Annotated in this window: 13 protein-coding genes; 4 read left to right on the top strand and 9 right to left on the bottom strand. The window is 42.3% G+C overall.

All coding sequences use genetic code 11. The features are described from left to right. Positions 1-7 precede the first annotated feature (7 nt). Positions 8-679, top strand: a complete 672-nt coding sequence (locus G1O98_RS02470) for a rhomboid family intramembrane serine protease (RefSeq protein WP_163927034.1) — start codon at positions 8-10, stop codon at positions 677-679. A gap of 172 nt (positions 680-851) precedes the next feature. Here the strand turns inward: G1O98_RS02470 and G1O98_RS02465 are convergent, their stop codons facing one another. From G1O98_RS02465 to G1O98_RS02445, 5 genes are all read right to left on the bottom strand, one after another. Next, positions 852-3026, bottom strand: coding sequence for a polysaccharide biosynthesis tyrosine autokinase (locus tag G1O98_RS02465; RefSeq protein ID WP_163927002.1), 2175 nt, complete (start codon positions 3024-3026; stop codon positions 852-854). Between the two features lie 211 nt (positions 3027-3237). Further along, the gene (locus G1O98_RS02460) at positions 3238-4602 is read right to left on the bottom strand and encodes a polysaccharide biosynthesis/export family protein (RefSeq protein WP_175586480.1); all 1365 of its coding nucleotides are present in this window, start codon (positions 4600-4602) and stop codon (positions 3238-3240) included. Between the two features lie 230 nt (positions 4603-4832). Continuing rightward, entirely contained in the window at positions 4833-5555 is a 723-nt protein-coding gene (locus G1O98_RS02455; protein WP_163927001.1) for a cyanoexosortase B system-associated protein, read from the bottom strand. 218 nt (positions 5556-5773) lie between these two features. Further along, entirely contained in the window at positions 5774-6667 is an 894-nt protein-coding gene (gene crtB, locus G1O98_RS02450; protein ID WP_163927000.1) for a cyanoexosortase B, read from the bottom strand. A 90-nt stretch (positions 6668-6757) separates the two neighbouring features. After that, positions 6758-7951 carry a DegT/DnrJ/EryC1/StrS family aminotransferase gene (locus G1O98_RS02445; RefSeq protein WP_175586479.1) on the bottom strand — a complete coding sequence of 398 codons (1194 nt, stop codon included), beginning with the start codon at positions 7949-7951 and terminating at the stop codon, positions 6758-6760. A gap of 552 nt (positions 7952-8503) precedes the next feature. Here G1O98_RS02445 and G1O98_RS02440 point away from each other — a divergent pair. Next, a complete protein-coding gene (locus tag G1O98_RS02440) occupies positions 8504-10057 on the top strand; it encodes a GAF domain-containing sensor histidine kinase (protein ID WP_163926999.1) in 1554 nt (517 codons plus the stop codon). Positions 10058-10252: 195 nt separating this feature from the next. Next, positions 10253-11671, top strand: a complete 1419-nt coding sequence (locus G1O98_RS02435; RefSeq protein WP_163926998.1) for an IctB family putative bicarbonate transporter — start codon at positions 10253-10255, stop codon at positions 11669-11671. Positions 11672-11734: 63 nt separating this feature from the next. Here G1O98_RS02435 and G1O98_RS02430 read toward each other — a convergent pair whose 3' ends face one another. Together G1O98_RS02430 and smpB are read right to left on the bottom strand one after the other, a co-directional pair. Next, positions 11735-12013: a WGxxGxxG family protein gene (locus G1O98_RS02430; protein ID WP_163926997.1), complete on the bottom strand. Its 279-nt coding sequence runs from the start codon at positions 12011-12013 to the stop codon at positions 11735-11737. Between the two features lie 182 nt (positions 12014-12195). After that, a complete protein-coding gene (gene smpB / locus G1O98_RS02425) occupies positions 12196-12663 on the bottom strand; it encodes an SsrA-binding protein SmpB (RefSeq protein ID WP_012407256.1) in 468 nt (155 codons plus the stop codon). A gap of 692 nt (positions 12664-13355) precedes the next feature. Here smpB and G1O98_RS02420 point away from each other — a divergent pair. Beyond that, complete coding sequence (locus tag G1O98_RS02420; RefSeq protein ID WP_163926996.1) at positions 13356-14039, top strand: DNA-binding response regulator; 684 nt, start codon at positions 13356-13358, stop codon at positions 14037-14039. A gap of 26 nt (positions 14040-14065) precedes the next feature. On the opposite strand, the gene G1O98_RS02415 is transcribed toward G1O98_RS02420, so the two are convergent. Together G1O98_RS02415 and G1O98_RS02410 are read right to left on the bottom strand one after the other, a co-directional pair. After that, positions 14066-14545 (bottom strand): low molecular weight protein-tyrosine-phosphatase, encoded by a 480-nt coding sequence (locus tag G1O98_RS02415; RefSeq protein ID WP_083782455.1) that lies wholly within the window; start codon positions 14543-14545, stop codon positions 14066-14068. Between the two features lie 199 nt (positions 14546-14744). Further along, positions 14745-15092, bottom strand: a complete 348-nt coding sequence (locus tag G1O98_RS02410; RefSeq protein ID WP_163926995.1) for a YbaB/EbfC family nucleoid-associated protein — start codon at positions 15090-15092, stop codon at positions 14745-14747. Positions 15093-15112: the final 20 nt, after the last annotated feature.

Here is a 15112-nt window from a genome sequence, read left to right as displayed (position 1 = left end):
AACACCTGTGTTTCCCCTCTACGACGAAAATCCGACGCGAATCACCCCGTATTTCACCTACGGTTTAATTGGCATAAATATTGTAGTTTTTCTTCACGAGGTGAGCCTGTCAAATGCACAATTGAGTCAGTTTTTAAGTCAGTATGCGGTAGTACCTCAAGAGTTAACAACCAATTTGAATGGAGAGTGGATAACATTATTTACGTCGCAATTTTTACACGGTGGTTGGTGGCACTTAATCTCAAATATGTTGTTCCTCTGGGTTTTTGGCAACAATATTGAAGATCGATTAGGTCATGCCAAATATCTAATTTTTTATTTGGCGTGTGGTGCTTTAGCTGCCTTATGCCAATGGTTTATTGGTATGAATTCTGAGATTCCTTCCTTGGGGGCAAGTGGTGCAATTTCTGGGGTTTTGGGTGCGTACATTATCCGCTTTCCCCATGCTAAAGTCATGACCTTAGTTTTTTTGGGGATTTTCATCACTACCATCAGAATTCCAGCACTAGTGATAATTGGACTTTTCTTTGTGCAGAATGTTATATCTGGTCTTGCTACCTTACAAACAGCCGCTCATATGACTGTACAAACCGGTGGAGTTGCTTACTGGGCGCATATCGGGGGTTTTGTTTTTGGGGTAATTCTTGCTCCCCTGTTTGGGTTGTTTAGGCAGGACTAAATACAGCATTTTCTGTCTAAATTCATAGCGAAAAAATTACTAGCTATCAAACCTCTGCGTTAATCTTTGCTTACTTACCCAGTGAGAATGCGTACCACTTCGTGGAAGCAAGCTACGCGTAGCGTCTCGTAGAGAAGCGCCCATACAACATTGAAATTTACCTATTGGGATATCAGTTTTTGCTAGCAGCTGCTGAAACTTCTTCTGATTCTTCTACCTCAGATGTAAATGTTGATGATTGTGCAACTTCTTCCGGTACAGAAACAATGATATCAGCACCATTAATAATTGCTCCTAACAACCCCAGTTCAGCTTCTACCAATTGATCAACAGCTTCACCTAACATATTCTCTTGTGTGTAGTGTGGCCGTGTCACTAATACGATCCCATCACTGTAAGGTTGGATTAACAAAGGATCATTGGAAATACTGAGCGGACTAGTATCTAAAATAACTAAATCAAAGCGTTCGCGGACATCCTCAATCAGCCGCCGCATTTCGCTAGATTCCAGAATAGCAGCAGATTGGCGCACAGGGCCAGGACTTGGAAGAATGTATAAATTTTCTACATCAGGAACTAAACGGATACATTCACTTAAGTTAGCGTAATAACGTAGGGGTTCAATTGAGGCATCGGGGTCAGGAATTACTTTCAGAGATGTAGAACGGGAAGGCGATCGCAAATCTGTTTCGATAATCAAGGTTCTTTTACCAGCACGGGCAGAAGCTATACCTAAGTTATAAGCACTTGCCGTCTTACCCTCTAAGCTACTGGTGCTAGTAATCAACACCACTTTTAAGTTTTTACCACCTATCCGGCGCAGATTACTGCGGAATTTCTCATAAAATTCTAAATAAGGAGAATCAGCAGAAATGACCACCGGTACTGCCTCTTTATCCAAATCATCAACTGGCATTAAAGGCAATTCTCCCAACACTGCCACTTCCCGTTGCTTGAGGCTCTCGCGAATATCCTCTCTGGTTTTGAAAGTCCCTTCCAGCGCTCCCAACAAAAATATTACCCCGCCACCAATCACCACACCTAAGAAACCGCCCACAGCAAGGGTAATAGGTACACTCTTCGGGGGTTTGATGTCGGCAGCAGCTGTAGGCCGTCTGGCAATACTGAGGCTGCTAGTAGTTTCTGCCTCTGCGGTTTTAGCATCGGTTAGCTTCACCTGCATTTGGTCGTAGATAGATTTTTTGAGGGCAACCTCCTGTTCTAAACGCGATCGCTCTAATTGCTTATTGGGTATCAGAGAATACTCTTGTCGTAGTCGCGCTTCTTGTTGGATCTCTTGAACTAATTGTTGTTGCAGCGTCTCCCGTTGGGTTTGCAAAGACACCATTTGGTTTGCCAATTGCTGGCGGGCTGGATCTAAGCTGCTTTGGGTGCGAATACCTGCAACGCTACCCTGAAGCGGAGCTGCCGTTCCATCACCACCTAATACCTCAGCCGCACGTTGTTGCAGCAATTCTTCAGCCGCTTGCTTCTGACGCATTAACTGAATCATCGTTGGGTGTTCCGGTCGCAAATCTTTTCTGAGTACGGCGATTTGCGACTCACTTTGATAAATTTGCGCTCGTAAGTTACCAATAATTGGATCGGCACTCAAAGCAGAAGAAACATAAGCCTGTCCGACTGTTAAGCCTAACTTATTTTGTAAACTGCGAATTTGACCATCAACCCCAGAAATAGTTAATTGCATCTGCCGTTGGAGATTTTGGCTAGCAGTAACAGCGCTTAACAAGCTGCCATTCTCGGCTGCTAATATTGCCGTTCGTTCGATGCGATCGTACTGTTCTAACTTCTTTTCAGCAACTTGCAACTCTCGTTTAGCTTGTGGTACGCGATCGTTAATCTTTTCAATAATTGCTTGTAATCGCCCAGTATTGATATCACTGCTCAACTTGATCATTGCTTGCATCAATTCCGCCAAGACCTGTATACCTCGTTTGGGATCAGTATCTACATATTTCAATTCCAAAATACTAGATTCCAATTCGCCAGTCCTGGGGTTTTTTTTAGGAACAGAAAGGACAACACTGTTACCCAGCTTTGTCGGTTTGACACCGACTTTTTCTGCCACTGCTGCAATTATCTGGTTGGAGAGTAAAACTTCCTGATTCAGTTCCTTTCCTTGCTGTTGGATTTCAGTACCAGTTGCAGAGAAAGAAACTGGTGGACCACTATAGGTAAGTGCGGCAGATGCTATATAGCTAGTAGGTGGCTCTGGTTGCATAGCTACCAAAGTCGACCCTACTATAACTAGACCAAAACTAGCTAGTCCAATCCACTTGTACTTATCAAAAGCAATAAGATAGCGCTTAACAATTGGTGGGGTCATGGTCGCTTCGCTCCAATTCAAAATTCAAAATTCAAAATTTAGGAAGCACCAAACTAAAGATAGTGGTTTTGATAAAAGAACGCTATCAACTTCATACTATATATTGGTTGATATGTTTAATATTTTTACATTCACGAATTCAAAGACCAGTTGGAGATGTGGCTTCCTACACTCCCAACTATTTCCAGATTGTATCCTTCTTTTAGAGTTACTAATTTGACCCGCCACCGAAGTTGTCAAAAAACCGGAGAAAGGATTGAACGTTGAAGAAAGGTTGGGTAATGGTAGTTAGGAAATTAGTAATTCTACCTATGAGGTTACGACCAACAACAATAACATCATTATCTTGAAGCGCCACATTTTGAGACGCATCGCCTCCTAGAGCTTTTTTAGCATCAAGTTTCTGGGTAACAGCTTTACCTTGTTCAGGATCAAAGCGAACGAGAGCGATATCTCGGAGATTAGCAGTATCAAGATTTACTCCTCCCAAAGCATCTACAAACGTACTGCCATTAGGCAGTGCTTGAATAGAGAGACCTCCCGCAGCGTAGTTTAAAACCCGGACTCTAATCTGTGGTGTGGCTAAGGATGAACGTGCTACCAAATTGCGGTCATAACCGTCATCATTACCAACTTCACGACGGGGGACGAGTATCGCATCTCCGTCTTGTAAGCGTAAATTAGGAATTGAACCGCCATTTTGCAGTGCTGCATATAAGTCAATAGTTTGTGAAATCACAGAACCATCAATTAACTTGCGGCGTACTTGTATTTGTCGCAGGTCTGCATTTAACGTTGAACCCCCAGATATTAGCAAGGCATCAGCAACGCGGGGTGTTGCTGAATTAATCGGATAAATTCCTGGTCTGAATATTTCTCCGCTAACGGTAACTTGAACTGGTCGCGTCCCTGCCAAAGATACTACTACGATTGGATCTGGGAAAAAACGACTTAAACCCAAGCGAATTTTTTCTTGAGCTTCTTCTAAAGTTAAACCTTGTAATGACACCGTTCCTACTTGCGGTACTACGATGTTGCCTTCGGGACTAATTACAGCTTGAAAACTTAAGTCTTGACGCTGCGCTGCTAAGGCTAAAACTATTACTGGATCGACAACATAACGATTTAAACCCAAGCGGATTTTTTCTTGAGCTTCTTCTAAAGTTAAACCTTGTAAAGAAACTGTTCCCAGTAGTGGCACTACAATGTTACCTTCTGGGTTGATTAAAGCTTGAAAACTCAAATCTGGAAAGCGCTGAACCGAAACGCTAATTCCATCTCCTATGCCTAAGCGGTATGGGCCAGGAGGACGCTGAAGTACAACGCCAATTATGTCTCCTGGCCCCAAGAGGTAGCGGCTGAGTTGGCTGGAAGTTTCGTCATTTGCACCTGTAGGTATAACCTCAGTCTCAGTACCTGGCACAGGCGAGGGGGGTTGCCTTGGTGATTGTCCTTGAGATGGAAAAGGCTGGGCAACAACAAGTTGGATAGGTGTTGTTAAAAAAACTCCTACTTGAAGACTAACAAAACACAGGGCGCTGAATGCACGCATATAAGAAGTGGGATCTATGAACATCGGTGCAGAAAAAATGATATGAGAATTATTCGCGCCGAGTCGTTATTTTACTCTATTAATGTCCCCAATGTCTCTGGAGTCTGCAAGCATTTACCAAGAAAAAGAGAGGAACTTTACTAAATTTAAATACTAACTTCATATTATTAACATCTTTTGTCTAAGTTTTAGGCTGAACGTAATTATAGAGATACTTCTGATGAATCTCTGCACAAAGGCATTCATCAGAGACTTTAAAAAGGGCCTGCCATCAATGTACTTTGCACTGTTTCCCCCATAGACTTGGCTAAAGACCAAGATGTTTCTACCTGCCCTAAAGGTTCCATCGGGATTAGAATGCTCACGCTTACCCAGGGAATACGTTGCTTGCGCCACTGGGCCACTTGATCTGCCAAGAACCAATGGAAAGGTGATGGATTTCCGCCATCTGGCATTGCGTACCATTGCAATACAGCGAAGGTTTGCTGTGGTGTAACAGCACGAAAGAACCTAGCTTCTACTTTAGTTTCAACACTAGAAGCCAACTTTTTAGACTGTTTCACAGTAAATTCGGCAGAACGAGATTGCGCTATATCCCACTTTCCCCAGCGCGATCTTCCCCAGCCGTTAACATCTGTCCACTCTACCTCTGGTTGATCCATAGGCCCATTTTGCGGCAGCAAAAGCAGGATTGCCTGGGATTGCGAACCTTCTTTTTTCATTACCTGCAAAGACCATTTATGTTCGCCAATTTGCTGTTCTGATTGTTCAATAGTTTGCCAACCAGGAAGGGCTAACCCAGTGTTGCGAATCTGTTTTAACTCGTGGAGATTGGTAACAGGTAGCGGCTGTTTCCATTGCCAATGTCCTGTTAGATATCCGGGAATCCCTCCTATTGCTAGCAGTAGTAGCAATAACAAAAGTGCTGCTACCTGACTAAATTGGTTTTCTTTGAAAAACTTGGAGAATGAAATCATCAGTAAAATTTGTGATACTTAGGCAAAATTTTACTTTATAAAATCACACCGTGAGTTCAGTAATATTTATGAGTATATTAAGAGGGAGGGGAGCAGGGGAAGAATTCGTAACTCCTAACTCTTCACGGGCTAAACCTTAGCTATCCGCTAACAGCACAGGCTAAATGCCCCGCTACCGCTAACGGAACTGTTTTGCCCAATGCCCAATGCCCATAGTTCTAACTTTCTGTTTCTTGCTCAGTTTCTAGAGATGTTGAAAAATAGCTATTAATCCAATTCAGTAGGGGTACTAATGACACCAGCATACAAGCAGAGTATAAGTCACCACCCCAACCTTCATGTAGCCATTTAAAAGCTGCTTCTTGACCTGTGCCGTGAAAGAAAGTCAGTAAAGTGTTACGAATGATATTGGCAGTAGTACTAACGATCGCAGCAAGGGATAAAAACGATATGGTTGTGCGCCGTGAAGATAAACCATCTGTCCAATAAAGCAGCATCAAGCCAACGTAGAGAGTCGTGAACAACATTTTCAACCCTGCACAATAGGGGGCAACTTCTACAATGCGTCCTCCCACGTAGAGATTGATTTCATTTACTGTTACGTCCATACCAAATTGATTCAATATGAAACCTGCCGTACCAGCGATGAAGCTTTGCAGAGGCAAGGTATAGGGCGCAATGAGATAGGGTGCTGCTGTCGGGGTGGCTAAAAATACCAGTAACAGGGGGAATCCTTGCGATCGCAAACCTGCTATTCCTTTAAACCACAAACATAATCCTGCCAGGATAACGGGTAAGGAAAGGTTAACCCACTCTGTAACACCACTAAGATAAAACACTGCCCCTAGTAACAATAAAACAGCGCTCAAAGGATGTGTGGTATCTGGTAAACGTGTCCACTTTTTTCGGTTTATCCAGGCCAGATAAGCCGCAAATGGTAAACCAATAATCCCGTGGCTGAAATATTCGTGTTCTGTACTGATATTTTTGTTCAGCCAACCATCCAACCAGTGTAGCAATATAGGCGCATAAAGCAGCAGCAAAACGCCTATAATAGCTAGATTCAATAAGTCTGAGGCGTTTCTTTTTTTAATCTGTTGCTGGAGTGCCATGATTTTTATTGGTCATTGGTCATTTGCAAAGAACAACTGACAAAGAACAAATGTCTAATTGTTGGATGCACATATAAGTATGAATTCACTTCAGGCTACCACGCTGTCAAGGTCAGCATTGGAGGTTTCATCTACCTTAGAAGTTGTTGAGACTGCATGAGCGATCGCAGCTACAACTTCTTTAACTTGGCTACTGCTCAAACCAGGATACATCGGTAATGATAATATTTGCTGTGACAGTTTTTCTGCTTGGGGAAAATCTCCCGGCTGATAGCCTAAATTGCTGAATGCTGGCTGGAGATGACAAGGAATTGGGTAGTGAATGCCTGTTTGAATTCCCACGGCTGTGAGTTTTTCTTGGAGTTGCTGGCGTTCTATTGGGCAAGAATCATCAACTTTAATGACATAAAGATGATAAACGTGTCCTGTATCACTTTGGTTTTCTATAGGAATAATACCAGTAGTTGCCAAAGGTGCTAGTTCAACATCATACTGCTGGGCAATAGTCAAGCGATCACGATTCCACTGTGGCAAATATGGTAATTTTTGGTGCAAAATAGCTGCTTGTAAAGTATCCAAGCGGCTATTCGTACCGGGTTCAGTATGAAAATACTTTTGCGATGCACCATAATTTCGCAAACGCCCCATCTTCTGGGCGACATCTGAATCTCGTGTCAGCAGCATTCCCCCATCCCCAAATGCTCCCAAATTTTTGCTGGGATAGAAACTAAAAGCTGCTGCTATGCCTACTGAACCAGCGTGATATCCGTCTCTTTGGGCAAGGTGTGCTTGGGCAGCATCTTCAAAAATTAGTAGTTTGTAGGTATCAGCAAACTTGATGAGTTCACGTGGCGATACCATTTGTCCATAGAGATGTACAGGAATAATTGCTTTAGTCTGAGGCGTAATTGCCTTTGCTGCGGCCTCTAAATCAATTAAAGCTGTTTGGCGATCGCAATCTACCAGAATTGGCTTCGCGCCAGCGCGGATAACCCCAATCAAGGTTGCGATAAAAGTGTTGGCTGGTAAAATTACCTCATCGCCAGCACCAATATTACAAGCTTGCAATCCGAGAGCGATCGCATCTGTTCCTGATGCAACACCAACACCATAAGCTGCCCCCGATACTGCCGCAAATGCTGCTTCAAAATCTGAGAGTGCTTGCCCTAAAATAAAATCTCCCTGTTCCAATACAGATTGGATTGCATATTGCAATTGCATTTGAATTGGTTCGTGTTGCAACTTCAGGTCTACAAAAGGAACTCTAACAGCCATTTTATTCATTAGTAGTTGTCCTCAAAAAATATTTCCTCAAATGGAAAAAATAAAAAAAACCACACAATTTTCAAAATGAAATTGTAATAGGTTCAATCTATTCGATTGAGACTTATATAAGCTATTTAGGATTATCAGCCATTAGTGCTAGCTGTTATAAGTAATAACTGCTATAAAAGTTACTCAAATATAATTTTTGTAAGTCATTTTACTTAGATATTGCCAGTAATAATTTTTCCTTCTGTACATAAAGAATGACAGCTTCTTTGTATTGTATCCTTAGGATTAGCTTACCCTGGCTGAATCCAAATCTAACGCAATCGGACTGTAAAATCCCAAGCAATAAAGACTACACCAGTAGTAAATAAAGAATATCTAGCACCAGTAATTAGTAACTTGTGCATACTGCATCGCCGAGTTAATGGAAGGGAGAAAAAAATTTTGCCCTAAATTTGTTTGTCAGAGGCAAAATTAGGGAATGCTTAAAAATAGCAATTGATAACCTAGAAATAGGACTTGGATCAATTACACAATAGAGAAATTATTAAGGTAGCAGTGGCAATGATAGAGCCTGAAAACAAATTATTTGCCCTAAAGGATGGTTGGGATTCTCATGAATCAAGAGAACAGCAACGCCTAAAAGCTTTGTCGGATTTAGGTTTGCGGCAACCAGAAACGATTCCGGTTTTTGAAGAAGCCACACAGACTGCTGCCCACTTTTTGGAAGCACCAATTTCCATATTGGGATTTGTGGATCAAGAACGTCACTGGTTTAAGTCAGCAGTGGGCTTATCTAGGCTAGGGCTAATGAATCATTTAGCACAAAGCCGCCAACTGTCACGCAGGGAATCGTTCTGCACTCAGGTTGTAGAGAGTCTTCAAATATTTGTAATTAATGATACACATAAACTTACAGACCCAGTACTTGTTAGCAGCAAGCTGGTGCAGGATTATGGTATTCGTGCTTACTTAGGAGCGCCACTCATTGATGCTGAGGGACATTGTTTAGGTGCGTTGGCAGTGATGGATTTAGTGCCACGCAATTTTACAACCCGAGACATTGAGTTTTTACAAATCATAGCTCGTTGGAGTATGAGTGAATTTGAGCGTAACCGACTTTTGCAAGGCAAACTCGAATCAACCGCTCTCAAGACCGCTCCTATATTTTCACTTAATGACGAACGTAACACTGAAATTAAAATCACCGCACCCACTCAAGATAACGACTCTGTTTCTACCAAGCAACTGAAATTGGAACTTTTGGGTCAGTTAACTCAGGAGTTACGCACGCCTTTAACATCTGTACTTGGTATGGCTAGTGTTTTAGGACGTGAAATTTATGGGCCTTTGACGACTAAGCAAAGAGAATATTTAGAAATTATCCAACATAGTGGTCGGTACTTACTTTCTCTAGTAAACGAAATTACCGAACTAGGAGCTATGGATGACAACTCAACTGTACTGAATTTAGCTCCTGTGGATATTGAAATGCTATGTCAACAAGCTATCAATACCCTTGAAGAAGTGGCTAATCGCCGCGAGCAAGACATTCGCCTCTCTATAGAACCGGGACGTAATCGCATTTGGCCTTTAGATAAAGACAAGGTGCGGCAAATGTTATATCACCTGGTTTTCAGTGTGATTCAACTTTCGGCTACAGGTAGCATTGTTCGCATCCATGTTTCTTACAAGGAAGATACGCTCAACATTACTATTTGGGTTTCTCATCCCTGGTTAGGGGATGGCATTACTGAGGTTGACCCTTACTTCCGTCTCAATTCTTTGTCGCTGCTAGAGTTAACCGGTGAGGTAGCAACTTACAATACTCATATAGAAGGACAACAGCAACTAGAGACTTCATCAGTAGCAGTGGACAATTCAAAAAGCCTGAGTGATTCCCACTCCAATTTTCTTGCTGCGAGTTCCGGTCTAAATTTAGCTAAATTACATGGAAGCCTTTCTCGTGAAAGCTTGGGTCTATTGCTAAGTTGTCAACTGGCAGAGTTGCACGCTGGACAAATTTTGATTCAAGGTTCACCAGAATCAGGATATCGTTATGTGCTTTCTTTGCCACTGCAACTGGCAACTCCCTCGCAAGCAATTAGTGATGTCTAATCGCAGCCGATAGAGAACAGATTACAGGTGATAGGGAATAGGGAAAGACAAATTCATACTTTGTTATGTAGTAAGTACATGAATTAAAAGCGTCATTACTAATTTACAAATTACGTTATTACCTTTTTATAGCCATAAGCATTATGATCAAATCCAAGTTCTGCGTCGGCAGGCTAATTGATCGCAATGTTTTTTATGAATTTAGTCTGGCAACTATTTACTTTATCATCTTTACCGCTCAAAGAATATCTTGCTACCAGTTACGTACACCGTTCTCTGGTGGGACTGTTAAGGTCTTGGCGGCAAACCAGCGTCTTGATTCAGTGGGGAGATGCGATCGCAGCTGTATTACTCAGCTCAATATATGCCCTTGCACCTTTTGCTTCGAGTACGTTGGTAGGTTTGTTATTGGTGGCTTGTGTGGGATTTTGGCTGTTGTTGACTTTATCTGATGAAGTCACACCTGCAAATGTCTCGTCAGTCACTCCCATTCACCTACTAGTATTGCTCTACTGGGGAGTTGCCGTAATCGCAACAGCATTATCACCAGTGAAAAAAGCGGCACTTAACGACTTGGGAACGTTGACCTTGTATTTGCTACTATTTGCCCTTTGTGCCAGGGTATTAAGGTCGCCTCGCCTCCGGTCTTGGATTCTCACCCTTTATCTGCACGTATCCTTAATTGTCAGTGTCTATGGATTGCGGCAATGGTTTTTTGGAGCCACAGCACTGGCAACTTGGGTTGATCCTGAATCTCCTCTGTCTAAGACTACAAGGGTCTACAGTTATTTAGGAAATCCCAACTTATTGGCTGGATACCTCTTACCAGCAGTAATTTTTAGCTTGGTGGCAATTTTTGCATGGCAAAGCTGGCTCAAAAAAGCTTTAGCATTAACAATGTTGATTGTCAATACTGCCTGCCTAATCCTGACTTTTAGTCGTGGCGGTTGGATTGGACTAGTGGTGGCAGTTTTGGCTGTGATGGCATTGCTAGTTTTTTGGAAGAGTGTGGAAATGCCTCCTTTTTGGCGTACTTGGTCGCTGCCCATTGTCTTAGGAGGTTTAATCGGGATATTACTGTTAGCAGTGATATTTGTAGAGCCAGTTCGCCTGCGGGTGTTCAGCATTTTTGCTGACCGTAAAGATAGCAGTAATAATTTTCGTCGAAATGTGTGGGATGCTGTCTTTGAAATGATTCGCGATCGCCCAATTTTCGGCATTGGGCCGGGTCACAACTCTTTTAATAAAGTTTATCCCCTTTACCAACGTCCTCGTTACACTGCTTTGAGTGCTTATTCGATTTTGTTTGAAGTGACTGTAGAAACTGGGTTTGTTGGTTTAGCCTGCTTTCTCTGGCTAATAATCGTTACATTTAATACGGCGCTTTTGCAAGTGCGACGATTGCGACGATTGAGAAGTGTAGAGGGATTTTGGTTAATTGGAGCGATCGCTATTTTGTTGGGTATGCTAGCTCATGGCACTGTAGATACTGTCTGGTATCGTCCTGAAGTCAATACCCTCTGGTGGCTCATCGTTGCTTTAATTGCCAGCTACTGGACACCTTTAACTCAAAACCAGACAAATTCATCTAATCCAGAGCCAGCAGTAAATTAACACGAACAAATTGTCAGTTGTTTTTCTACTGAACAACTGACAAATAAATGTATTTTGAATTGTCTAGTCCCTGTAAGTAGTGGCACCTGGGGCATTAGGGTCGCGATAAGCAGTCGGTTCGTGATCACGCTTTTTACCAGCCAAACCAGCTAGACCGAATAAACCAAGTAATCCTAGCCAACCCCAATCAAAATCGTTGCGATCGTAAGTGGTCGTTCTGGGAGCAGTATTGGCTCCGGGATCAGTTGTCGTCTGAGCTTGTGCGGATAGAGTCAAGGGTAAAATTCCCATACTCAAGGTGAGAACGCCTGCGCCAACAGCTGTAATGAAATTACTTTTCATAAGTTGTGACAATTCCTTATGCCATCCGAAGTTACTCACCACTGTATCGATTCCCAAACTTAATAAAATCAATCTGTGGCTATAAACTAGGGATTTTTACAACTCACGCTGTGGACATACAACATGGTTTTCACAGCAATCTGTTTCTCACTCTGGTGTGGTAGTTTGAACCACAATAACCCCTAATAGCTTTTCATTGCGCGTTGAATGTCACGCTGATCTTGCCGTCGTTTCAGGTCTTCTCGCTTATCGTGGAGCTTTTTACCTTTGCCAAGGGCTATACTCACTTTTACCCAGCCCCGTTTGAGATACATTTTCAAAGGGATTAAAGTTAGACCCTGCTGTTCTACTTTGCCAATTAGCTTGCGGAGTTCTTGACGATGCAACAGCAGCTTTCGTGTCCGCCGTGGTTCATGATTAAAATATTGTCCACTGGCGTTGTAGGGCGAGATATGAATATTGATCAACCATGCTTCGCCATTGCGAAGCAAAGCATAGCCATCTTGGAGATTTACTTTACCCGCACGAATTGACTTAACCTCGGTTCCTGTCAGCTCAATTCCGGCTTCGTAAGTTTCCAGAATTTCATACAAATAACGGGCTTGACGGTTGTCAGCAATAACTTTGTAACCTTCGTTCTTGTCGCTCATTGATAATTTTGTGCGTTTTAAATGTACCTAAAAAAATATTTGGATTGCCTGGCGAATTATAGGGTATTCATTATAACCGCTATAAATATTGAACTGTATATGACTAATTTAGCTTTTCTAAGTTCACAATTAAGAGTTTTCAGGTAACTTAAAGTTACCTGATATTGATTACATCTGAGGTTTATCCAGAACTTGGGGATTACACCTCAAGTTTCACCAAGCTCGATTTTGTGCAGTTTCACAAAGACTTGTAAGTAAATCGGCGTAAATAATTAAAGTTTTGTAGTATAGCTTGTTGGGTATCTTGCTACAAGACGCTACTCCAAGAGAGGGCTGAAGCCTTCTCTACAAACTTATTTCAATCATGCTTACTTAACTTATATTTTGGTACATTACTGATAAAATTAATAATAATTTATACTATAATGGAAATTTGCTCTGCCTTATTAATGAGTTGTTAAAAATTAAAAAGCTCTCTATGCTTCCCGATCTGAGGGAGTTAAAGGTGAGTTGCACTTCGTTAACCTTACAAGAGATTTAAGATTTTCTTTATAAATCAACCCTGAAGGCAGTCATTACCTGGTAATCCTGTCATAGTATGAAACATAAGAACACTATTCTTGCCAGTGTTCACCTATGAAGCGCGTAGAAGCAAATTTCTGAGTAAAAAAAATGCTAGGGGTGTATTGTCCATGCCCTTGACGATCCTTGTAGTGGATGATGATTTGGGCACTCGTCTGTCTGTTAGCGACTATCTTGAACTGTCTGGCTACTCAGTGATCACGGCTAATGACGGTCAAGAGGCTTTGTTTATGGTGGATGAGTATAATCCTGATTTGATTGTCACGGATATCATCATGCCACAGATGAATGGCTACGAACTGGTGCGTAGGGTGCGTCAACAACCAATGTTTCGCTTATTACCTGTAATCTTATTAACAGCCCGAACTAAGACCCAGGAAAGAATTCTGGGCTATCAGTCAGGGTGCGATTTGTACTTACCCAAACCATTTGAATTGGAAGAGTTAGCAGCAGCAATCCGCAATCTTTTGGAGCGATCGCAAATTATTCAATCGGAGTATCGCTTTTCTCATAAAGAGAGTTTGGGCATTTCCGGCTTGACAAAACCGGGGGATGCCCATAATTCTCTGTCTACTCAAATTCAGACATCCCACTTACACTCATCCCTAACTCATAGAGAACAAGAAGTCTTAGAGTTATTGACTCATGGTTTGTCTAATGCCGATATGGGTCATCAGCTACACCTGAGTCCCCGCACAGTGGAAAAGTACGTTAGCAGTTTATTGAGAAAAACTTCAACCAGCAACCGAGCAGAATTAGTGCGTTTTGCTATGAAGCATGGTTTAGTCGAATAAAAAAGTGAGGAGTTAGGAATTAAAACTCAGAACTCTTCACTTTTAACTTTTGTGAGCAGACCTTCACAAGCATCAATCAGTAAATCAATAACCTGATTAAATCCGTCTTGACCACCGTAGTAAGGATCTGGAACTTCCTTTAAGGTGTGTCGAGAGCAAAACTCACACATCAAACGCACTTTATGCTGATATTGCTCAGTGCGATCGAGAGTGAGGATATTCTCATAATTTTCTTGATCCATCGCCAAAATTAAATCAAAGTCTTGAAAGTCTGACTTTTGAAACTGGCGTGCTTGACCACGTAGTTTAATTCCCAACTTTGTAGCAGCCGCAGCACTCATGCGTCTGTCAGGTGGGCTACCCACGTGATAACTAGATGTACCAGCTGAATCACAGATGATGGCATCGCTCAGGCCTGCCTGCTCAATTAGATGATTCATTATGTTTTCTGCCGATGGCGATCGGCAGATGTTACCTAAGCAGACAAATAGCAACTTGTAAGGCATAGATATTTTTTGTCCTCTGTCAATAGTCATTTGTCCTTTGTCTTTTGACTAATGACCCTTCTCTTTCAGAGACGCTAACGCGAACGGGTGACGCTCCTGCGACGCTAACACCAGTTGCTCATGGGGGAAACCCCCTTGGCGCTAGCCTCTCCCTTTGGGAGAAGACCGCACTGGCTCACCAATGACTAATGACCAATGACTAAAATCCAGGTAACTCCAAGCCACTGGTTAATTCTTCCATGCGTTCCCGCATTGTTGCTGTGGACTTGTTGTAGGCTTCTTTCATTGCCACCGTCACGAGATCGGAAAGTACTTCTGCACCTTCTGCAAGAGCTTCTGGAGAGATTTCTACCCGCTTGGGTTCTTGGTTCCCACTGACAATCACCTTCACCAGACCACCGCCAGATTCTCCTAGAATCTCCATTTGCTCCAATTCTTCTTGGAGTCGCTTTGCACCTTCTTGAACTTGCTGTGCTTTCTTAAAAGCATCGGCTAGTTCCTTCATTTTTCCTAAGCCAAAGCCAAATCCCTGTCCTTTTCCTGTCATAATTATTTGTACGCTTGTGC

The organism is Nostoc sp. UIC 10630 (assembly GCF_010747425.1).
In the GTDB taxonomy this organism is placed as follows: domain Bacteria; phylum Cyanobacteriota; class Cyanobacteriia; order Cyanobacteriales; family Nostocaceae; genus Nostoc.
Note: the sequence above shows the minus strand (reverse complement) of the source record. Positions and strands in the feature narration are given on the sequence as shown.